19 protein-coding genes and 2 pseudogenes are annotated in these 19,917 nt (G+C 56.9%); 10 read left to right on the forward strand and 11 right to left on the reverse strand.

Features of this window, described 5'->3' with window-relative positions:
• Positions 1 to 173 precede the first annotated feature (173 nt).
• The gene (locus IF199_RS14405) at positions 174 to 479 is read right to left on the reverse strand and encodes a hypothetical protein (RefSeq protein ID WP_192560835.1); all 306 of its coding nucleotides are present in this window, start codon (positions 477 to 479) and stop codon (positions 174 to 176) included.
• Between the two features lie 378 nt (positions 480 to 857).
• Between IF199_RS14405 and IF199_RS14410 the strand changes: the two are divergent.
• From IF199_RS14410 to lpxO, 3 genes and pseudogenes are all read left to right on the forward strand, one after another.
• Positions 858 to 1,165, forward strand: a pseudogene (locus IF199_RS14410) (anti-virulence regulator CigR family protein); the annotation flags it as partial.
• Positions 1,166 to 1,346: 181 nt separating this feature from the next.
• A complete protein-coding gene (locus IF199_RS30380) occupies positions 1,347 to 1,823 on the forward strand; it encodes a hypothetical protein (RefSeq protein ID WP_244142473.1) in 477 nt (158 codons plus the stop codon).
• Between the two features lie 573 nt (positions 1,824 to 2,396).
• Positions 2,397 to 3,296: a lipid A hydroxylase LpxO gene (gene lpxO / locus IF199_RS14420; protein WP_096820478.1), complete on the forward strand. Its 900-nt coding sequence runs from the start codon at positions 2,397 to 2,399 to the stop codon at positions 3,294 to 3,296.
• Between the two features lie 40 nt (positions 3,297 to 3,336).
• On the opposite strand, the gene ku is transcribed toward lpxO, so the two are convergent.
• A complete protein-coding gene (ku, locus tag IF199_RS14425) occupies positions 3,337 to 4,197 on the reverse strand; it encodes a non-homologous end joining protein Ku (RefSeq protein WP_192560837.1) in 861 nt (286 codons plus the stop codon).
• Between the two features lie 191 nt (positions 4,198 to 4,388).
• Between ku and IF199_RS14430 the strand changes: the two genes are divergently transcribed.
• Both IF199_RS14430 and IF199_RS14435 read left to right on the forward strand, forming a co-directional pair.
• Positions 4,389 to 4,712, forward strand: coding sequence for a hypothetical protein (locus IF199_RS14430; RefSeq protein WP_192560838.1), 324 nt, complete (start codon positions 4,389 to 4,391; stop codon positions 4,710 to 4,712).
• Between the two features lie 50 nt (positions 4,713 to 4,762).
• Complete coding sequence (locus tag IF199_RS14435; protein ID WP_192560839.1) at positions 4,763 to 5,908, forward strand: PQQ-dependent sugar dehydrogenase; 1,146 nt, start codon at positions 4,763 to 4,765, stop codon at positions 5,906 to 5,908.
• A 5-nt stretch (positions 5,909 to 5,913) separates the two neighbouring features.
• Here the strand turns inward: IF199_RS14435 and IF199_RS14440 are convergent, their stop codons facing one another.
• A complete protein-coding gene (locus IF199_RS14440) occupies positions 5,914 to 7,017 on the reverse strand; it encodes a GNAT family N-acetyltransferase/peptidase C39 family protein (RefSeq protein WP_192560840.1) in 1,104 nt (367 codons plus the stop codon).
• 92 nt (positions 7,018 to 7,109) lie between these two features.
• On the opposite strand from IF199_RS14440, the gene IF199_RS14445 reads away from it, so the two are divergent.
• Both IF199_RS14445 and IF199_RS14450 read left to right on the forward strand, forming a co-directional pair.
• The gene (locus IF199_RS14445; RefSeq protein WP_096820340.1) at positions 7,110 to 8,684 is read left to right on the forward strand and encodes a RimK family protein; all 1,575 of its coding nucleotides are present in this window, start codon (positions 7,110 to 7,112) and stop codon (positions 8,682 to 8,684) included.
• Between the two features lie 7 nt (positions 8,685 to 8,691).
• Positions 8,692 to 9,615: a magnesium transporter CorA family protein gene (locus IF199_RS14450; RefSeq protein ID WP_192560841.1), complete on the forward strand. Its 924-nt coding sequence runs from the start codon at positions 8,692 to 8,694 to the stop codon at positions 9,613 to 9,615.
• On the opposite strand, the gene IF199_RS14455 is transcribed toward IF199_RS14450, so the two are convergent.
• Positions 9,596 to 9,934, reverse strand: a complete 339-nt coding sequence (locus IF199_RS14455) for a DUF2834 domain-containing protein (RefSeq protein ID WP_192560842.1) — start codon at positions 9,932 to 9,934, stop codon at positions 9,596 to 9,598. The genes IF199_RS14450 and IF199_RS14455 overlap by 20 nt on opposite strands.
• Before the next feature lie 251 nt (positions 9,935 to 10,185).
• Between IF199_RS14455 and ilvA the strand changes: the two are divergent.
• Positions 10,186 to 11,175 (forward strand): annotated as a pseudogene (gene ilvA, locus IF199_RS14460) (threonine ammonia-lyase, biosynthetic); the annotation flags it as partial.
• Positions 11,176 to 11,201: 26 nt separating this feature from the next.
• On the opposite strand, the gene eco reads toward ilvA, so the two are convergent.
• Positions 11,202 to 11,687 (reverse strand): serine protease inhibitor ecotin, encoded by a 486-nt coding sequence (gene eco / locus IF199_RS14465; protein ID WP_192560844.1) that lies wholly within the window; start codon positions 11,685 to 11,687, stop codon positions 11,202 to 11,204.
• A 370-nt stretch (positions 11,688 to 12,057) separates the two neighbouring features.
• Between eco and IF199_RS14470 the strand changes: the two genes are divergently transcribed.
• The gene (locus IF199_RS14470; protein ID WP_192560845.1) at positions 12,058 to 12,327 is read left to right on the forward strand and encodes a DUF1652 domain-containing protein; all 270 of its coding nucleotides are present in this window, start codon (positions 12,058 to 12,060) and stop codon (positions 12,325 to 12,327) included.
• Here IF199_RS14470 and IF199_RS14475 read toward each other — a convergent pair.
• Positions 12,324 to 12,722, reverse strand: a complete 399-nt coding sequence (locus IF199_RS14475; RefSeq protein ID WP_096820346.1) for a hypothetical protein — start codon at positions 12,720 to 12,722, stop codon at positions 12,324 to 12,326. The genes IF199_RS14470 and IF199_RS14475 overlap by 4 nt on opposite strands.
• Before the next feature lie 90 nt (positions 12,723 to 12,812).
• On the reverse strand, positions 12,813 to 13,082 hold the full coding sequence (locus IF199_RS14480; protein ID WP_096820347.1) for a DUF2790 domain-containing protein: 270 nt from the start codon (positions 13,080 to 13,082) through the stop codon (positions 12,813 to 12,815).
• 486 nt (positions 13,083 to 13,568) lie between these two features.
• Between IF199_RS14480 and IF199_RS14485 the strand changes: the two genes are divergently transcribed.
• A complete protein-coding gene (locus IF199_RS14485; RefSeq protein ID WP_192560846.1) occupies positions 13,569 to 13,865 on the forward strand; it encodes a hypothetical protein in 297 nt (98 codons plus the stop codon).
• Positions 13,866 to 13,957: 92 nt separating this feature from the next.
• Here the strand turns inward: IF199_RS14485 and IF199_RS14490 are convergent, their stop codons facing one another.
• Genes IF199_RS14490 through IF199_RS14505 form a run of 4 tightly spaced genes read right to left on the reverse strand, consistent with a single transcriptional unit; the run spans position 13,958 to position 19,864 of the window.
• Positions 13,958 to 16,081: a lipase family protein gene (locus IF199_RS14490; RefSeq protein WP_192560847.1), complete on the reverse strand. Its 2,124-nt coding sequence runs from the start codon at positions 16,079 to 16,081 to the stop codon at positions 13,958 to 13,960.
• An 11-nt stretch (positions 16,082 to 16,092) separates the two neighbouring features.
• Positions 16,093 to 16,884 carry a hypothetical protein gene (locus IF199_RS14495; protein ID WP_192560848.1) on the reverse strand — a complete coding sequence of 264 codons (792 nt, stop codon included), beginning with the start codon at positions 16,882 to 16,884 and terminating at the stop codon, positions 16,093 to 16,095.
• A 59-nt stretch (positions 16,885 to 16,943) separates the two neighbouring features.
• Positions 16,944 to 17,795 (reverse strand): DUF4123 domain-containing protein, encoded by an 852-nt coding sequence (locus IF199_RS14500; protein WP_192560849.1) that lies wholly within the window; start codon positions 17,793 to 17,795, stop codon positions 16,944 to 16,946.
• A complete protein-coding gene (locus IF199_RS14505) occupies positions 17,792 to 19,864 on the reverse strand; it encodes a type VI secretion system Vgr family protein (protein ID WP_192560850.1) in 2,073 nt (690 codons plus the stop codon). Before IF199_RS14505 ends, IF199_RS14500 begins: the two co-directional genes overlap by 4 nt.
• Positions 19,865 to 19,917: the final 53 nt, after the last annotated feature.

Consider the following 19,917-nt stretch of genomic DNA (forward strand, 5'->3'; position numbering starts at 1 on the left):
TGTGTCGCCCCCCGAAGGCACATAGACAAAATAACTGCCCACAGCAAGGGGCAGTTCGGGATGTTGTGTTTTGGCTTTGGTTGTCAAGCCAGCAGATACGCAACTGATGCGACGGTGGCAACGTACGCTATCAGTAAGTAGTAAAAGATGGAGTTCTGAGCTTTTCTGAGATCTTATTTTGTGACCATCTGCAGGAGAATTGAATTTACTTTGTCTGTGGCTTCTTTTGTTTTGATCGATGCAAGGTCCAACTTGTCCTGGATTTTCTCAAGAGTGGCTGCCTGCTTTTTGCCTGGCGTAACATCACTAACCAATGCGGCCTTTGCTCTTTGACGAATGGACAGCGGAGCGCTTTCATCCAGAGCAATTGCTGATGTGAACGCCATAACGGATTCCCGTTGTAAAATATCTGCTGTTGTTGCTGCTGCGTTGGCGGTTAGATTCATTTTTCTTGTCAGCAGCTCGACTTCTTGATTCATTTAATGCGCACTCCTTGAGCGACATTTTTAGCGTATTGATATTTTGTATCCCCGCTTTCTTGCGGTCGGGATGAAATCCGGCGCATATCATAACGTGATGACAGGCATTCGTCGCGGCAACTATTTTTTGCAATGGTGAAGAACAATTGGGCTCTTGCCAGGCTGGGGGGCACTCCCGGAGGGCCCTCCATGTCTCACTCGGCAGCAGTTGCTGTGAATTCTCCCGGACGCCCGCGCCAAAGCCTGCGTTTTTGTGTCCGCCCTCAACGCGGCGATGTAGCGTTATCAGATTGTCGGGGCCAAAAGATCTACCACGTTCCTCGCTCAAGTTGGCCAAAAGTCTGGGTAGTTGGTGGGGGCACGGCAACCAGGGTTGTAAAAACTAAAGGATCCTGCTCAGACAACCGGGACCATGCATCGGTTATCGACCCAAGCGGCGTTCCGGGCGTGCTCAACGGTGACAGAGGTTACTGGAACCCTGGTCCTGCATTGCCACCTGGCATTCAGAAAAATCTGGCGCGCGGAAAGCCTCTTCCGCCAGGTATCGCTAAAAAACTGGATGGCGACTTGTGGGGCGGTTGCCTCACGACGATGGGTAGGAATGGCAGCAGGCGGGAACAGGCCTGACTCTGGTGGCTGTCGCAAGCAGGATTATCTACGAAGTTCTAAATGGTGCTTTCGATTAGTCCGGTCTTGTTCTATTCGATTTGAATCTTGTTTGACCATTTCAAATGGGAAGTGAAAGCAATGCATTCTCACCCACTTTATATGTGAGGTGTTGCTGTCTCCGCTTATCGCTTGTGGTTGAACTGGATGACACTGCGCGAGTCCTAGAGGGCAGTAAAATCAACCCTTGTGGATGCCATCATGCATGTTAAAAAGAAAAACCTCGTTGTCGTCATGTCGTGCGTAATGATGTTTGCGGCGGCGCCGTTATTGCCTGCTGAACTGTCCATCGTGGCTTCTGCCTTTGCCAAGGATGGTGGTGGTCATGGCGGTGGTGGCGGTGGCGGAGCAGGCGGTGGTGGCGGTCACGGCGGCGGTGTTGGCGGTGCTGGACATGGAGGCGACAGTGCGGGGCACTCAGCCAGCGCCTCCAACAATGGCCGCGCCGAAGGCCAGGAGGCGGACCATGCCGGCAGGGCCGTTCGGGATCACGGCGTGAGTGGCCAACACACCGGACGTGATCACAACACTGACCGTGGGCACGGAACAGCGACCTCGGGTGTCGCGCACTCTAAAGCCACACGGGGCTTGTCGAAGGCCACGGCGATCTCGGCCACAACGCCAGGCGATCACAACACCAAGGGATTGAGCAAGGCCAGCCTTTCAACCTCCAAATAAACGCGGTTCGCTACTCACCAGGCCTTCGTACTTCGTTGAGCGTTTGGCCTGGCGGTACACCCTGATCGCGCGTCTCCCTTTCCAGCACTCTCGTCCAGGCACCCGCGCCATCTAAACGTTGTGGCGCGGGTTTTCGCTCGTCTGGTAGAAAAGCGATGAGTCCGGCACCTGAATGCTCAGAGGCAAACTCTGCAGCGGCTCTTTGATTTCCTCGATTTTGTTCCAGGAGATCCAATCCTCAAGCTTCAGTCAGGTGCCGCGTCTGGCCCGCTGTCTCCACGTCCTCTCGTCAAACTCGATCTGCTGTAGCGCTGATGCGACAGGCACGGCTCACTGGCGTGAAGCCTCCGCGGTTGCCATTTGGCAGATTCAGCGGACAGTTTTTCACAGATGAGGTTCACCTTTGGTTACAAAGTATGGCTAAAATGCCATCCGATCACCCAATAGCCGCTAACGGCATGGGCTCAAGGAAGTGCCACCGGGATAGTATTTGTATTCATGCCACTGCATCAGACCCTGGGCCACCGGCCGGCAGGCGCGCAGTTTGTTCACTTTTGACGTGTGACGATTTCCGTGAAACTCATCATTGCTGCTATTTATGTCATTTCCATTGCATACGTTCACTTGCGCGGTCGTGTGCGCCACAAACTGGGCCGCCAGCTGAGCGATCACTCGACGTTTCTGGCGCCGATCAACTGCTTCCTTTATCTGTTTTCGAAGAATCCGAACAAGCCCTACCTTGATCCGAAGGATTTTCCCGATCTGAGCCCGTTGCAGGCTCATTGGGAGGAAATCCGCGAGGAAGGGCAGAAACTGCTGCGTGCCGGCGAGATCAAGCGTTCGAACCAGTACGACGATGTCGGCTTCAACTCCTTCTTCAAGACCGGCTGGAAGCGCTTCTACCTGAAATGGTACGGCGACAGCCACCCGTCGGCGTTGCAGCTGTGCCCGCGCACCACTGAACTGGTGCAGAGCATCGGTTCGATCAAGGCCGCGATGTTCGCTGAACTGCCGCCCGGCTCGAAACTGGTTCGTCACCGCGACCCGTATGCCGGTTCCTACCGTTATCACCTGGGCCTGGAAACGCCAAACGACGCCGGTTGCTACATCAACGTCGACGGCGAGAACTATCACTGGCGCGACGGCGAAGCGGTGATGTTCGACGAGACTTACATTCATTACGCCGAAAACACCACCGACAAGAACCGCATCATTCTGTTCTGCGATGTCGAGCGTCCAATGAAGTATCGCTGGGCGGCCGCGTTCAACGGCTGGTTCAGCCGTACCGTGATGTCGGCAGCCGGTGCGCCGAACGATGCGGGTGACCGCACCGGCGGTATCAACCGCTTGTTTACCAAGATCTACAAGATTCGCCTGCGCGGCAAAGAGCTGAAAAAGCGCAATCGCAAGCTCTACTACCTGGAAAAGTGGGCGATCTTCGGCGGTCTGCTGGCGATCTTCATTCTGATCTGATGAATCGGGCGACTGTTGAAAGACAGTCGCCCGATTTCATTTACGAGGCCCTTTTGGTTTTTTTGGCCGCCGTTGTCTTGCTGGCAGCCTTGGCCTTCGATTTGGCGGCAGTCTTGCCACCCAGGCTGCGCTTGAGCAGCTCCGTCAGATCGATCACATCAGCAGATTTACGCTCTTCATCGCCGTCAACGGTCTCAACGTCCTCGATCTTGCCTTCATGGGCCTTTTTGTCCACCAGGGCCATGATCTTTTCTTCGAATGCGTCGGTGTAATCTTCGGGCTTCCAGTCGGCGCTCATGTCTTCAACAAGCCGTTTGGCCATGTCCAGCTCGGCTTTGGCCAGTTGCGGTTTGGTCACTTCGCTACCCAGCGCCAGCTCGTCCAGGCTGCGTACTTCCTGCGGCCAGCGCAGTTTCACCAACACCAGTGCCGAATCCAGTGGCATCAACGCCGCCAGATACTGGCGGGTGTGTAGAACCACGCGGGCGAGGGCGACCTTTTGGGTTTTGCTCAGGGTTTCGCGCAATAACGCGTAGACCTTGCCACCGCGCTTGTCCGGGGCCAGGTAGTAGGGCGTGTCGATGTTTTGCAGCGGAATCTGCTCGCTGTCGACGAAGGCGAAGATGTCGATGGTCTGGGTCGAAACCGGGTGCGCCGAACGGATTTCCTCCTCGCTGAGCACCACATAGCGACCTTTTTCGAACTGCACGCCTTTGACGATGTGCTCTTTGGTGACTTCCTTGCCGGTGATCTTGTTGACCCGTTTATAGCCAACCGGGTCCATGCTGCGGCTGTCCAGCCAGTCGAAATCCACGCCCCGGGATGAGGTTGCCGAGACCAGCGCCACGGGGATGTGCACCAGACCGAAACTGATTGCGCCTTTCCAGATTGCCCGAGCCATGGTGACGTTCTCCGAGTGATGTTCGGGTGACCCGTGGCCCGGCGCAAAAGTTTCCACTGTCTGCGGGGGAAGGCGGGAGACAGGTCAAACCGTGTTACACCTTGTTTATCGATGACGGGTTAACAAATCCGAACCCTCGGCGTAGCGTGGACTCGAAGGCTCTATTCCACGCGCACCGAGAGAGGCCGTCCATGAACCGTTTTCTGCTTGGCATCGCGTTGCTGGCCCTCAGTGGCGGGCTGGTTCACGCCGATGCGCTGTTGCTGGCGCAAAGTCCGACCGGCAACAGCAACAATCCTTACAACAGCCCGATTCACCGGGCCAATCCCAACAGCATGCAGGGTACGCAACCGGCCAATCCGGTGATCCGCGGGCCGAATACCGTTCCTGTACCTCGACCGCCCACCGTGGAAAACGGTGGCATCGGCAATGGCCAGCCTCTGCGTTCAGTGCCGAGTACACCGCCGAAATTCATTCCCAACCCACCCGCCCGTGACGGCGAGAGCAACCGTTGAATGGCAGAACCGTTTCTGCCAGCCCTTCAATCGAACAAAAGGAATCGTGCATGTTGCGTAAAACCCTTTTAGCCGGCCTGTGTGCCAGCGCAGTGATCTGCAGCCCGGCATTCGCTGCCGCCTCGAAGGAACTGCAAAGCGAACAGGGGACCCTCGAAGTCACCACCATTACGCAGGGGCTTGAGCATCCATGGGCCTTGGCGTTCTTGCCGGATCGTCAGGGCATGCTGGTGACAGAACGCTCTGGCAACCTGCGGGTAGTGGGCGTGGACGGCAAACGATCGGCGCCCATCGAGGGCGTTCCGAAGGTCTGGGCCAAGGGGCAGGGCGGATTGCTGGACGTGGTGCTGTCGCCGGACTTCAAACAGGATCGGCTGGTGTACCTGTCCTACGCCGAGGGCGGTGGCGCCGGTGACAAAGCGGGGACTGCGGTCGGACGCGGACGCCTGTCGGATGACCTGAAAACCCTCAAGGACTTCACTGTTATTTTCCGTCAGGAACCGAAGCTGTCGGTCGGTAATCACTTTGGCTCGCGGCTGGTGTTCGACCGTGACGGTTATCTGTTCATCACCCTCGGCGAAAACAACGACCGGCCAACTGCACAGGATCTGGACAAATTGCAGGGCAAAGTCGTGCGGATCTATCCGGACGGCAAGGTGCCGGATGACAACCCGTTTGTCGGTCAGTCCGGTGTACGTCCGGAGATCTGGTCCTATGGCCATCGCAACCCGCAGGGTGCGGCGCTCAATCCATGGACCGGCACGTTGTGGGAGAACGAACACGGCCCGCGCGGTGGCGACGAGGTGAACATCATCGAGCGCGGGAAAAACTACGGCTGGCCGTTGGCAACCCACGGCATCAACTACTCGATGCAGCCCATTCCGGAAGCCCAGGGTAAAACCGTTGAAGGCACTGTCGCTCCGCATCACGTCTGGGAAAAATCACCCGGTGTCACCGGCATGGCGTTCTACGATGCCGATCGCTTCAAACCCTGGCAGCACAACGTATTCATCGGCGCACTGGCCACTCAGGAGCTGATCCGTTTGCAGTTTGACGGCGACAAGGTGGTGCATGAGGAGCGTTTGCTGGGCGATCTGAAACAACGTATCCGTGATGTACGCCAGGGGCCGGATGGTTACCTGTATGTGCTGACAGATGAGTCCGACGGCTCGCTGTACAAGGTCGGACTCAAATGAGCACTTCATGCGGGTGAGCGGGCGTAGAGCACTACCGCCGCCCGCAGCTTGCCGCGCCCGAAGCGGCACATTTTTTCGAACTCTCCATGGCTGACCGGCACATGCTGACAGTCCATGGGCTGGCGATGCTGGCTGTGGTCGACATCCGGGTCATGCAGGTAGACGAAATCTTCGTCGCAATCGGTGACGATTACCCAGTGCGGCGATTTGGAGCGGGTCAGACGATAGCTGCTGATCAGCACCAACGGTTGTCCGCCTGCGCTGAGCTGCCTGGGTAAATCCAGCGTCGTGCCGATGATTTGATCAACGTCGGTGTCGTTCAGTTGTGCCATGAACTCGTCATGCACCAGGCGCATGACGTCTTTTTTATGCGCGTCGCGCACGCCGTCGAGAAACAGCGGCCCGGTCATGCTCAGTTGCAAACGCACGCGAAACCCTCGGCGCCATGCAGCCAATGCCAACCCTTGAGGGCTGCAACCGCCATGGCCGGCGGTCATGAACACGGTGGTCGCTTCACGCCAGAGCTGCAATTCCTCGCGGCGCTCCATCAAGCGTTCGGCTTGCAATGCGCCCATGGCCATCAGCAAACAGGCCGGACCACAGGTGAAATCGGTGGTTTGTCGGTAATAGGGCACCTTGAGGCTGCGCGAGTCGTGGTGTTGAAGGATGCGTTTTTCCAGGCGTAAGGCGTCCGCGTGGTCTTCGTAGTAGTCGTGAATCAGCGCAAAGCGCCGATAGCCACTGCGTTCGTACAGCGCGATGGCGGCGGGGTTGTCGGTGCGCACCTCCAGTCGCAGGTAAGCGCAGTCGTGCTCAAGCGCACAGGCCTCGATGCGTTGCAGCATTTGCTTGCCCAGACCACCGCCCCGGGCTTCGGGGGAAATGGCGATGGAATACAACCGCGCAAGCGACGTGCCGCGATGGAACAGCACCAGCGCATAACCCAGCAGTTGACCTTCGCGTTCGGCCACCAGCAACTGGCCGTGGGCGCGGGTAATCATCCATTGAAAGCTGCGGCGGGTGAGCCGGTCTGTGGTGAAGCAGTGCATTTCCAGTGCCAGCAGCGCCGGTAAATCATCAACTGTCGCCAAGCGAAAAACAGTGTTCATATGACCGCCGTAAAAGTTGCGTAACGAAACGGGACTTTCGAAAAAGTTCGTGCTTAATAGAAAAGGTCTTGTTCTCCAACGGATCAATTTCTATGTCAGCGGTACAGGGTCATTGGCGCGAAGTATCCAAGCAAAGTTTGCCGGCGGCAACTTTTTTAAAACCGCAAATCAGAACTTCCAGTCAAGTGTTGATCATCGTCGAACGCAAGGAGGACTGGGCCTCCTACTTTCCCAGCGAAGACATCCTGACGGCGCAGGAGTACCTCGAACAACCCCCCGACAGCGAGCCGGGAAAACGGGTGCAGGTGATCAATCTGTGCCGCAGCTACAAGTATCTGGGTCACGGTTACTACTGCTCGTTGCTGGCCGAGGCCCGGGGCCACAAGGTGATTCCGTCGGTACGCACCATCAGCGAACTGACCCGTAAATCCCTCTATGGCCTGGCGCTGGATGATCTGGATAAAACCCTGGAAAAAGCCCTCAGCCATCACCTCTACAGTGATACCGAAGGTTTTACGCTGACACTTTATTTCGGCAGAACGCATATCGAGCCGTTGCAGGATCTGGCCCGACAATTGTTTGAAGTGTTTCCGTGTCCGATTCTGTTAGTTGAATTCCGTAGAACTAACGGTTGGCACATCGAAGGCATCAAGTCCGGTGCCCTGCACAAGTTGCGCGATGATCAGGAAGATCAGTTCGCCAACGCGCTGGACGGTTTCAGCCGCAAGATCTGGCGTGTACCGCGTTCGCCGCAAGTGGCGCGTTATGACCTGGCGATCCTGCACGATCCGCAGGAAGCCTTGCCGCCGTCCAACGCCCGTGCGCTGGAAAACTTCGTGCGGGTCGGCAAAGGCATGGGTATCGATGTCGAACTGATCGAACGCAAGGACTACGCACGGCTGGCCGAATACGACGGCTTGCTGATCCGCGAGACCACCAGCGTCGACAACCACACCTACCGCTTCGCCAAGAAGGCAGAAAGCGAAGGGCTGGTGGTGATGGACGACCCGACGTCGATCCTGCGCTGCACGAACAAGGTCTATCTCACTGACCTGCTCAACAGCCATCAACTGGGCATGCCGGCCACGGAAATTCTCTACAAGGAACGACCGGAAGATTTTGAACGGGTCGGCGAACGCCTCGGTTTTCCGTTGGTGCTTAAGATCCCTGACGGCTGCTTCTCCCGGGGCGTGATCAAGGTCGAGAGCCAACAGGCACTGCTAGAAGCTACCGCCGAGCTGTTCGAGCATTCGGTGCTGTTGCTGGCCCAGGAGTTTTTCTACACCGAGTACGACTGGCGCATCGGCGTACTCAATCGCAAACCGATCTTTGCCTGTCAGTACTTCATGTCCAAGGGCCATTGGCAGATCTACAACCACAAAGCCAAGGGCCAGGACGTCAACGGCGAGTGCCGCACGCTGGCGATCCACGAAGCGCCGCGTGCGGTGGTGGAACTGGCGGTGAAGACCGCCAATCTGATCGGCGACGGACTGTACGGCGTAGACCTGAAACAGGCCGGCGACAAGGTCGTAGTGATCGAGGTCAACGACAACCCAAATCTCGACGCCGGCATCGAAGACGCTTACTTGCAGGACGATCTGTATTCGCTGGTACTGGAGGAGTTCGTTAGGCGCCTGGAACTCAAACGCCGCGGCCAGGCCTGGTGACCGGCCGATGATCAACAGCTTTGCACTGAGCCACGGCGCCTTGCAGCGGGTCGAGCGGCTGGACGCCGAGGTGATGCTGTTCAGCAACCCCGACGCTGGCGAGCGCGACGTGCTTCACAGTCATTTCAAATTGGACGAACACGCGTTGGCCTCGGCGCTGGACCCGGACGAGGTGTCGCGGATCGAGTTTCACCCCGACCATCTGTTCCTGATCTGGAAGCGTCCGGAGAACTATTCCGGCGGCGGCAGCCTGGCGTTCGAGGTGTCGTCCTGCGGGTTGCTGTTTTCGCCGGGCCAACTGTTGGTGATCGCCACCGATGAGACGCCGTTGCACGGTCTCGGCACACGCCGACCACTCAATTCGCCACTGGATGTGTTGCTGGACCTGTTGTTCAACAACATCCATCACTACCTCGGGCACCTGAAGGTGATCAAACTGGTCGCCCGGGAGTTGCAGCAGAAATTCAACGCTTCGATGCAAAACCAGCATCTGGTGCAGATGTTCAACCTCAGCGAAAGCCTGATCTATTACATCAACGCGCTGCACAGCAACGGCGCGGTGCTCACGCGGCTGCGCAACCACGCGGAAAAGCAACATTTCGGCAGCGAAGCCATCGGCCTGATCGACGACCTGATCATCGAAAACAACCAGTGCTACAAACAGGCGGAAATCTACTCGACGGTGTTCTCCGGGCTGATCGACGCCCGGGGCAACCTGATGAACAACAGCATGAATAACCTGCTGCGCAAGCTGACGCTGATCAACGTGGTGTTTTTGCCGCTCAACCTGATTGCGAGCATCGGCGGCATGTCGGAGTTCAGCATGATGACCGCCGGGACACCGTGGTGGGTGTCGTACCCGATATTCCTGGCGGTGATGCTGTTGGGGGCGGGCGGGATGCTGTTCGGGCTCAGGCGTCTGGCGAAATGACGGCGGCCGGGCGTTTGCGATCCTGCAGGCCTCGGACCACCAGATAAAGCAATGGTCCAATGGATACAAACACCGCCGTCAGCAACAGATATGGCACTACCGACCAGCCCGATTGCCCACGCTTGCGCGCATCCTTGAACATCCAGATGCCGACCAGGGTCGCCAGCAGATAAAGATCGATCACCACCTGCGCAGTGTCTGGCCGCGACATCAGGCCGATGCCGAAGTCGATCAGCGATTGCTCGGCTTGCAGCATCACGCCAACGGTGTAGCCGCTGAAGGCAATCAATGCGGTGAGGGGCAGGGCGATGGACATCATGTATTCCTTCCTTGGGCAGATGAGCGAAAGGCCAGCCTACAGACCCAACGCAAAAATCGCCATTGACTTGCCAGCAACGCCCGGGCTAATTTCGAGTCCATGACTTCCACCGTACTGCGCTGCCAGCCAAGCATTATTACCGCCATTCCTCATTTGGCGGGCTAGCTCACGACTGCAGCACCCAACCCGCCCTAGAGGCGGGTTTTTACTTTCTGTCTCCGGGGTTCTGAATCAAACGTCAGGAGACGACCATGCGCCACAGCCCCGCCCAGCAAGCCCTGCTTGAGCAGTACGTGAAAAAGATCCTCGCCGCGCCGGTGTATGAGCTGGCGGTGCGCACGCCGTTGCAACCGGCGCCGGCCTTGTCCGAAGCGCTGGGCAACCGGATCCTGCTCAAGCGCGAAGACCTGCAACCGACGTTCTCCTTCAAGATCCGTGGCGCCTACAACAAATTGGTGCAACTGAGCGACGAGCAAAAGGCGCGCGGGGTGATCACGGCGTCGGCGGGCAATCACGCTCAAGGCGTAGCGCTGGCGGCGCGTGAATTGGGCATTGCTGCGACTATCGTCATGCCGGCAACAACACCTGAGTTGAAAGTGCTGGGCGTCAGCAGTCGCGGCGCCGAGGCGTTGTTGCATGGAGAAAGCTTTCCGTTTGCCCTGGCCCACGCGCTGCAACTGGCAGAGCAGACCGGGCGAACGTTCGTCTCGCCGTTCGACGATCCTGATGTGATCGCTGGCCAGGGCACCGTCGCAATGGAAATCCTTCGCGAGCACCAGGGCGCACTGGACGCGATCTTCGTCCCGGTGGGCGGCGGCGGGTTGATCGCCGGCATTGCGGCGTATGTGAAATATCTGCGGCCGGAAGTGCGGATCATCGGCGTGGAGTCGGAGCACTCGGCCTGTCTGAAGGCTGCTTTGCAGGCAGATGAACGGGTGGTGCTGCCGAGTGTGGGCACCTTCGCCGATGGCGTTGCGGTGGCGCAGATCGGCGCCTACGGGTTCGAGGTTTGCCGGTTCTGCGTGGATGAAGTGATCACCGTCAGCAACGACGAACTCTGCGCAGCGATCAAGAATATCTACGACGATACCCGCTCGATCACCGAGCCTTCCGGGGCGCTGGCGGTCGCGGGCATCAAACAGTACGTGGCGCAAAACGGCGCACGGAACCAGACGTTCATCGCCATCGATTCCGGCGCCAATATCAACTTCGACAGCTTGCGTCACGTCGCCGAGCGGGCGGCGGCGTGCGGTGTTGTGGCTTGAGATTATTCGGGAATGGCGACGCCGACCTTGTCCGAAGCCGACCAGATGCGATAACGCACTTCGACATCCGACGGTGCGTAAACCACGATTGGAAGCTTGCTGTTGTAGCGCACCGTGAAGCCGTCACCGATCACCGGTACGAAGGCGCGTTTTTTCTGGGTGCCGGGTGGGCAGGCCATCAGCGTGCTCATCGGGCCGCTGACTTTTTCCAGGCGATAGAACGGATAGCCCCAGCCTTCGAGGTTTTTCTCTTCAAGGGCGCCGCCCAGACGCTGGCGGTTGCAGTCCACCTCAAGAGTCTTGCCGGCGAGGATTTCGACTTTGAAGTTGTCTTCCTGTGCCTGCTGCGGCAAATGGATGACCTGACGAGTGAAGCCCGCTTCAGCTTTGGGGTAGGGCGCCGTGTCTTCGAGTTTGGCGGCGTGGGTGAGGGTGGAGACGCTCGCGAGCATCAGGCCGGCGGTCGCGTAAACAGTGAAATTTCCCATTGAAGCCTCCTGGCGGGTGTACGTTGGTAGACGCGCATTCTCACTGTCATGGACGGTGAATGCAAACCGCCAGCCGCTTGCAAATTGCAGTGCCTGCACGATCGGATCTTGCATTCTGCAACTGGCCAGTTACCTGTTTTTTTGCCAACCCATTGATTTTGAAGGAGGAGAAATCGACCCGATGAAAGGCACGGTTTATGCGTTGATTTGGTGCGGCGCACCGAGTTTGTGCGCCTACACTCCAATGGGCATTTCGCAGTACAGCCGCTTGCCACACCCAGGGATTCAGCGGGGATACACCCGTGGGGAGGCGTGGTAACGGTCATGTGAATACTTGATTGGCAGTCTCACAGTAAGGAGAGGGTTCGCCATGTTTCTGTCTGCCTTGGAACTACGCAATATCATTGAAAGCAGCTTTCTGCCGAAACGCTGCCAGTGCACGCTGTCCCCGGATCTGTCGATGACCGTCAAGGTGTATGGCGATCACCAGACCGATCAGGTTGATTTGCTGGTGAGTGGCATCGATGCCAGTCACTTGAACAGCTGTCGCGAAATCAACGGCCTGATCGCCGGGTTGCGCTCGGATCTGGCGCAACACACGGCAACCCATCATTCATTGCCGCGATCCAAAGTCGTTTAACCGACCGTTTCACCCAGTTCGATCGTCACGCGCCGGGCCTGGACAAAACCGAGGCCCAGCGCGAACTCGACCAGCACCGCGAGCAGAATCCCGGGGCCGGCGTGGCCGTTGAGCCATTCTGCGAAACCCAGCACTGCCAAACCAAAACAGCCGACGATAAAACCGTTGCTCAGTGCATTGCGCGCGATCGACACCGGCGCATTGCGCACCAGATAAAACATCACCCCCAACGCTGCAAACAGCACCGCCATGCGTCGAGCTACAAAACCTGCGGCCTCGGAGTATTCAATGCTCCAGATCGAAAGCAGCACCTGCGGCGCCAGGCCCCAGGCCAGTGCCAGCAAGAAACACAGACTAAAGGTGACGGTCGACAACGTGCGAAACGACAACTGCATGGCGAATCCTTGCGGCAGTGAGAAGTGATCCGAGGATAACCTTCGAGCCCCTTGCTCGCCTATCGCAAAGCCGCAATTCAGAGCTTTCTGTCAGTTCTGGAAGTCGCAGGCGTCAGACATTTTCCGGTAAGTGATTTCTTCGGGTTTACCGGTGGTGTCGATGTACTTCATATCGGCATCAATCACCTTGCAAGTCTTTGCGGGCTGCTCGGTCATCGAGACCACTTTGGCCACATGCAAAGGCATGCCGTAGGTGTAAGGCACGGCTTTGGTTGTTGCGGCGGTGTCATTGGCCTGGGCCAGCCCGGCAAACGCGGTGCAGGCGAGGGCGGTAGTGAGCAGGAACGGACGAATGTTCATGGAGTGACTCCCGTGCGACGGAAAGAAAGCCCGGCGTGAAACACGCCAGGCCTGCCGCACTGGGCGTCAGCATCAGCTGTGAGCGTGCGGTTCAGTAGAGTCTTTGACCACGGCGTTAAGCGAGGGTTAACCCGGCTGAATGCCGGCTGTCTGGCGGGGGGATTGTTTCGTGGGGGAGTCTCGGCGGATTCCTACAAGAGTGGATGCCTTGTCTGCTTTCGGCTGTTGGAGGGGGACGGTTATGGTTTGATGTCGCTGCAAAATCAGCGGCTTAGGTTTGGTCACCTGAAAAACTCGACACATCTGTGCCATGATTCGCGCCGCGGACACTCATGTCTTCGGAGTACATTGCTGTGGCGGCTGTGTGCAGGGGCGCCTTCGGGCGAGCTGATCGGGTTTCTCAGTTGACCAAGCCTTGCATACAGTCCGCCTCCCATCGTTTGGTCACGGTGTCGGCGGGTCATTGAAGCCTATCGAGTAATGACAATGCCAATACTGAAACTGAGCTCCGCCCGCTATCTCCCGCTCAACAGTGGTGTCACCGACAGCGCACCGCTGGTTATCGACACCGAAGCCAATCCCCAAGACATCTTCGAAGCCGCCGTGCAGCGCATCCGCGCCGCTGCCGACCTGCTCGAAACCCTGCACTGCCTATGCTTCAAACACGCCGATGTACAGGACATTCCCCACATCACCCATGCGCTGTACCTGCTGACGCAGGATGGCAGTGATCTGCTGCAGGTTGCGCAGCAGAAAATGTTGAACTGGCAGGCGCCGGTTTAACGGAACGCAAAAGCAAAAAGGGGGAGTCCGTCTGGACTCCCCTTGGTCATTGGGCTGGATGAAATCAGCTAGAGCTGAGGATCATACTGAAATCACGCAGTCCTTAGCTGAGCGCTGCCCGCCTGAGGAATCATCGCGAGCTGAACCTCTACATTGTTCTCTTTCTTCGCCAGCCAGCGTTCAATATTGATCTCATGTTCTGGCCCTTGGGTCGCGGAGCCGTAGATATCTTCCGGCGTGAGTTTCTGGAAGCTTAGAGTGTGTAGTCGTTGTCTTGACGTATCGATGCGCCCCATCTCAGCTCGGAGAGAATTGATTTGTTGTAGAACAGTTCGACGATCAGGCTGGAAGGAATGATTGAGTTCAGCTTCCTTGGCTTTCAAGCGTTCCTGCATTTCCTGTAGTTGATAGTAGATCTGATCGTATTCAGTCTTGGTCACCACTGTACGGCCGGCATCTTGAGTTTGCTGCCATCGGCGAAGCGTCGCCCATGCATTTGGAATGTAGGATGGGACCATGTAGTGGTCAGACATCTGGAACAGTTGCTGGATAAACATGGCACGATCAGGCAAGTCGCCGAACTTTTTCACTGCTCGTGTACAGGCGGCTTCTTCGATGGACTCGCATCCGGGATTCCAGAGCACAGCAGATTGTTCGCGTCCCTTGAAATGCACCGGCATGAAATGGCGCAACTCACCTTGGTGCTCATAAGGTGCTCCACCTATTCGCGTCAAACCCAGAGCAAAAATCAGAGCACCTAGAGGAGCAGTAACGAAGCTGAGTACCAAGCCAGGTATCCAGACGCTTTTTCTGGTGTTCATCCAAGGCGCCGGAACACTCGGGATTGGGTCGTTGTCGTTGACCATGCGGTGATGCGCCAAAGCTGCTGCGCCATTCACGAAGTCGGCATCGCCGGCTCTTGGCGAGCCGTAGGTATAAAGCAAAATGTCATAACCATTTGGATGCCGTCTTAAGGCCTCAGCAAGGAGTGTAGCGATTGCTCCCCCCAAGCTGTGCCCGCAGATAATTATCTTTTGCCCAGTGTGAAATTGGCCGAGATAAATTTCGACAAGTTTACTCAATGCGTCATAGGCCTCGTAAAAGCCTTGGTGAGACTTGCCGACACCCGCTGCAAAGGGAATCTGCTCAGCATCTGTATCGCGCACAAAGTCTACGAGTTCCAATGTGCCCCGGACGGCGATCAATACTATTTCGTCATGATGAGTTATGAAGGCTTGAGTGTTAGTTCCTTCATCGCTGTCGTCAAAGAAATGCAGTTTCGCAGGGTGCTCTTGTTTTTCCTTTAAGTCAGGTTTGTTCTGATCATAAAGAGTTGGATCGAAAGGCAAAATCTCGAATCGCTTGGAATACGGAACATCTTCGTATAAAGGGTAGTAAGGTTTTGCCTGTCCAGCGTTAACTTTCCAAGGTTCCTTGTAGCTAGCCATTCCCTCGGCAAACATGTTTCCGACACTAGGATCGAGAGGGAAGCTAACCGTATCTATCGGGTTTTCAGCTGGTGATTGACCGAAATTGCAATAGCTTAAAGCGGCGAATAAAGAAAGTTGATAAAGATTTAATGCGCTGAATTTGTTGTCTTTCGAAAGTATTGGCCGGAAAGCGCGTAACGGTCTGACCTCCAGAACGGTATGCTTGTTAGGTAATAATGCAACTCCGCCAAGCTCTGACTCCTCTGGGCCAAATCCCAAGTCACCCATAATTTTAAGCAGGCTAAAGTTTGGTGGGTACTTTCTCGTTGAGTAAGGGGGCAGGTGAGCGGATTTGCTTACAAGGTCCTTAACTTCAACGTGAAAAAATTGCTGAGCGTTATTTTTTGCAGGGTTGTTTTCAACGCGCGTGCCATCCTTTCTTACAAAGCGTGTTTTCTCTGCCCTTACTTGGAGTTCAGTAATTGGGAGCGGATAGCTGCTTCGTTGAGAAAGAGCGTTGTAGAGGTTCTCTGTACCTTTGTAAGGGCTATCAACCGTGAGTACAACAGGTCCTTGATAGTGGTTTATGACCTTGGCCGAACCATTTGCATCCAGTACGCCGATGTATTGTTGATGGGCGCTATCGCTTAAGACGTACGCAAGGCCTGCGTATGGCTTGCCGTCGCCATTTTCATCAACCAGTTGAAAGCTGATCCAGTCGCCACGCAATGGGCATGCTTCCGACTTTTCGCTTAACATGGGATCGCAAGTGTTTTGGGATGCCATAAAAAATATCCTTATTCAGTACAGTTTGGGTAAACAGTGCACTCGCGACCGTCGGGCATTTTAAAGGACTTAAAGTCTTTTTTGTTACCGCGACAAAATCCGTATTGATCATCAAGATTTTCGCCCATGCAACGCTTCCATCCCTCTGGGAACTTGATCCACGTATCGCCCATATATGGGCGTTCCTCCTTTGAAAGGGAAAACTCTACAGTCAGCGTCTTTCCTGCCAGTTGAGCTCGCGACAATGAACTGGTGGCAGAGTCTTTTTCATCTTGCGAAGTACCTATTGCCTTGCATTTCAATATCTTTGTTATGTATCGATTTGATCCGATTGTTCGAAATAGCCACTCGCATTCTCTTTTTAATAAAAGAGGTGAGAGAGAAGGCTGGTTATTTGCTGTGGCGTCTTCGAACGCAATGCTGGTGTAATCTCGCCCCAAGTTAAGTCTGGCTGCACCATATTTTGCATCTACTTCGTAATCAAAACGCTCCAAAACCAAAGGGCAGCCGCCGTCAGTGCTGGAAAGCGGGATCGTAAACTGCGCTGTCTGAGCTTTTTCACTCAGTTCCTGTTTAAAAATTTTTAACCCAGGATGATTCTTGCCATTTTTTGGCGGGACTTTGCAGGTTTCTCCAGTGCGAGGAGCATAGATGGCTTCACCCTTCACCTCAAACCCCGGCGGAAGCTCCGTCACCAACGTAAAGCTGTCCTGCTGAGCAACCGAACAACCAGTAGCCCCAATCGCACCCAGCCCAATCATCAAGCTGCGAACAAACCCATTGAAAACATTGCGATGACGCATTTGATTGTCCTTTGTCCCGTGGCGGTCGTTTCGAGCGAGTGACGCCCAAGGTCTTGAATTCAATTCAGTGCGGCGGCGTCGCTGTGATCGGCGAAAAAACGTTCGCACCGCTCGAAATGCTTCTCCGGCGTTTCCCCCGGCAGGGGCTGCCAGGCCAGGTCCTCGGCATTCCTGGGATCGAGGCGCAGGGTCAACATGAACTCCCGCTGCTCCGGCGTGTTCCATTGCAAGGCTTCGAGCAGGTCCATCTGTTCTTCCAGCCATTCGAGGATGGGGCGGGTTTCGGAAAGTTTTGCAGCGGTTTCGGCGTGATACACCAGCAGCCAGCGTTTCAGGTTGGCACGCAGGATTTCGCGGGTTCGTTCCGGCGGGGTAGGGACTTGCAGCCAAGGCGCCGGATTCGGCACCGCATACATGCCCGGCCTGCTGTTATCCGCGCTTTTCCACTGATCCTCATCCCAATACAGCACGCTGCTGATCGGCCCGAGCAGCAGCGGCCATTCGGTTTCTTTCATGTTGGCCAAGCAACGGGCGAGTACGCGGTTGTCCTGGAAGCGGAACAGTGAGCGGTCGCCATCCTCGTCGATGACCATGCGGGCGATCCAGTGCTGGGTCAGGCTGTCGAGGTCGGCCTTGTCCATGCTGCCGATCCAGCCCCAATTGCGCTGTGGATCATCCAGCAGCTTGCGGAACGCTTCGTTGCCCGGATTTTCGAGTTCGGTCAGCCATGGGCTGATGGACGCGAACTGGGCGAACTCGGTACGTCGATAGAGCTGCACCGAGCGCTGCATTACGCCGGCGCTGTACAACGGCGTGACCGGGTTCGGTTCGGCGAGGCTGTCGAGTGCGAGGATCAGGACGCGATTGAGACGAGACTGTTCGCCCAGCCAGTTGTTGAGCGCATCACTCATGCCACGGCTCCCAGATCACATTTGCCTTCGCGGCAGGCCTCGCAGATCGGGCAACGGGTGTCGCCTGCCTTGCGCGCTGCTTTGGCCAATGCCATTTGGACGGCAGCCGGGACGAGCAGGGCGCCGGGCTTGTCCTTGGCAGCGGCCCACGGAATGACCGGGTCTAGAATCTGGATACCGGAACCCACCCCCGGCGCACCGCCGGTATTGGCCTTCACCTCGGCACCACTGATGGTCACGCCGCCAGCATCGACTTTGACGAAACTGCCGCCAGCCTTCGCCGTCAGTTCCATTCCGCCTTCGATCACCACTTTTTCGCCGGCGTGGTAATGAATCTCCGTGCCCGCCTCGACGAACTGACCGGTGCCGACCTTCACATGCTGGGTCACGCCCACGGTCAGGTGATCATTCGCCCGCATCTCACTGACACGATCCAGATGAGTGATGCGGTGCTCTTCGACCTTGAATTCACTTAAAACATTGGCTTCAACGGTGTCATGCCGTTCATTGCCAACGCGAATCTTCTGGTCGTGCTCGATGTTTTCGTCCCAGTCGCGCTGGGCGTGGATGTAGATCTGTTCTGCGCCTTTCTTGTCTTCGATGCGGAACTCGTTGTAGCCCTTGCCGCCTGGGGAGCTGAGGGTCTTGAAGGTGCTGCGGGTCTTGTTCGCCGGCAGGTCGTAGGGGACGACGTTTTCCTTGTGGTACAGGCAACCGGTGACCAGCGGCTGGTCGGGGTCGCCTTCAAGGAAGGTCACCAGCACTTCCATGCCGATCCGTGGAATGGCGATCCCGCCATAGGCCGCGCCGGCCCAGCCGCTGGCGACGCGCATCCAGCAAGTGGTCTTGTCGTCAGCCTGGCCGTCGCGGTCCCAGTGGAATTGCACTTTCACGCGGCCGTACTGATCGCAGTGGATCTCTTCGCCGGCGGGGCCGGTGACGATGGCGGTCTGGCTGCCGAGGACTTTCGGTTTCGGGTGTTCGAGGGCAGGGCGGTAGTGCGCGTCCCACGGGGTGGCGACGAAGCTGTTGCGGTAGCCCTGGTGGAAATCGCTCTTGTTGTCGGTGACGTCGCTGGTGACGTTTTCGCCCAGCACTTGCGGTTGCTTGCCTTCGTGGAAGATTTCCAGCAGCAGCCACATGTCGTTCCACTCGGCGCGCGGGTGTTCGGCCAGCGTCAGGAAATGGCCGCTGGTCAGGGTCGGTTCGTCACCTTTGCCTTCTGCCAGTTTGTAGTCGCTGCGATGGCGCTCCAGCGCTCGGGTCGAGAGGAACTTGCCGCGTTCGCGCGTCGTGAAGCGGCCGGGGTAGTCGTAGTCTTCCAGGTCCGGCATGAATTCGGATTTGACTGCGCCCTCGGGCAGGATCTTCGGTTTCTCGAAATCGTAGTCGCGGCGGCTGACGCGGCTGGTGCGGGTTTCCAGGCGCAGGTTGAATCGCTTGATCACCGGTTTGTCGGCGGTCATGCCGGAGTCTTGCTGGTAGTTCACCGGTTTCAGTTTGCGGAACACGGTCTGGTCATCGCCGAACACCAGTTTGTGGCCGCTGCTGCTGTGCTGGAAGTGGAAGTGAATGCCTTCCTCTTCGCACAGGCGCTGGATGAAATGCAGGTCGGACTCGTCGTACTGCACGCAGTAGTCGCGTTCCGGATATTCGGCGCCGAGCTGGAAACTGTAGGCGTCGGCCAGGATGCCGCGATCTTCCAGGACCCGGGCGATGATCTTCGGCACCGTCAGTTGCTGGAAAATCTGCTGATCATGGTTGTGCCGCAGGTACGCCAGTTGTGGCACCAGGCTGAGGCTGTAGCGGGTCAGGGTCTTGCCGGAGTCGCCTTGCTCGATGCGATACACCAGACCATGAATCTTGCCCTCGCCGGTGGCGCCGAAGGTCAGGCAGCCGGGCTTGTGCAGGAGTTCTTCAAGGTTGAGGTCGGGACGGGCGCTGACCAGTTCGAGGTCGAAACGGAACGGTTCGTTGAGGGCTTCGCGACCGGTGAAACTGAGGACTTGCAGATCGGCCGAAGCGCCTTCGAGCGTGAGGGTAATGTGGGTAGCGTTGGCGTCCAGCATGCCTTGATTTCCGTCCTTTGGATTAGCGTGGGCGGATGGTGCAGGATTAGCCG

It is taken from the genome of Pseudomonas allokribbensis (assembly GCF_014863605.1).
Taxonomy (GTDB): domain Bacteria; phylum Pseudomonadota; class Gammaproteobacteria; order Pseudomonadales; family Pseudomonadaceae; genus Aquipseudomonas; species Aquipseudomonas allokribbensis.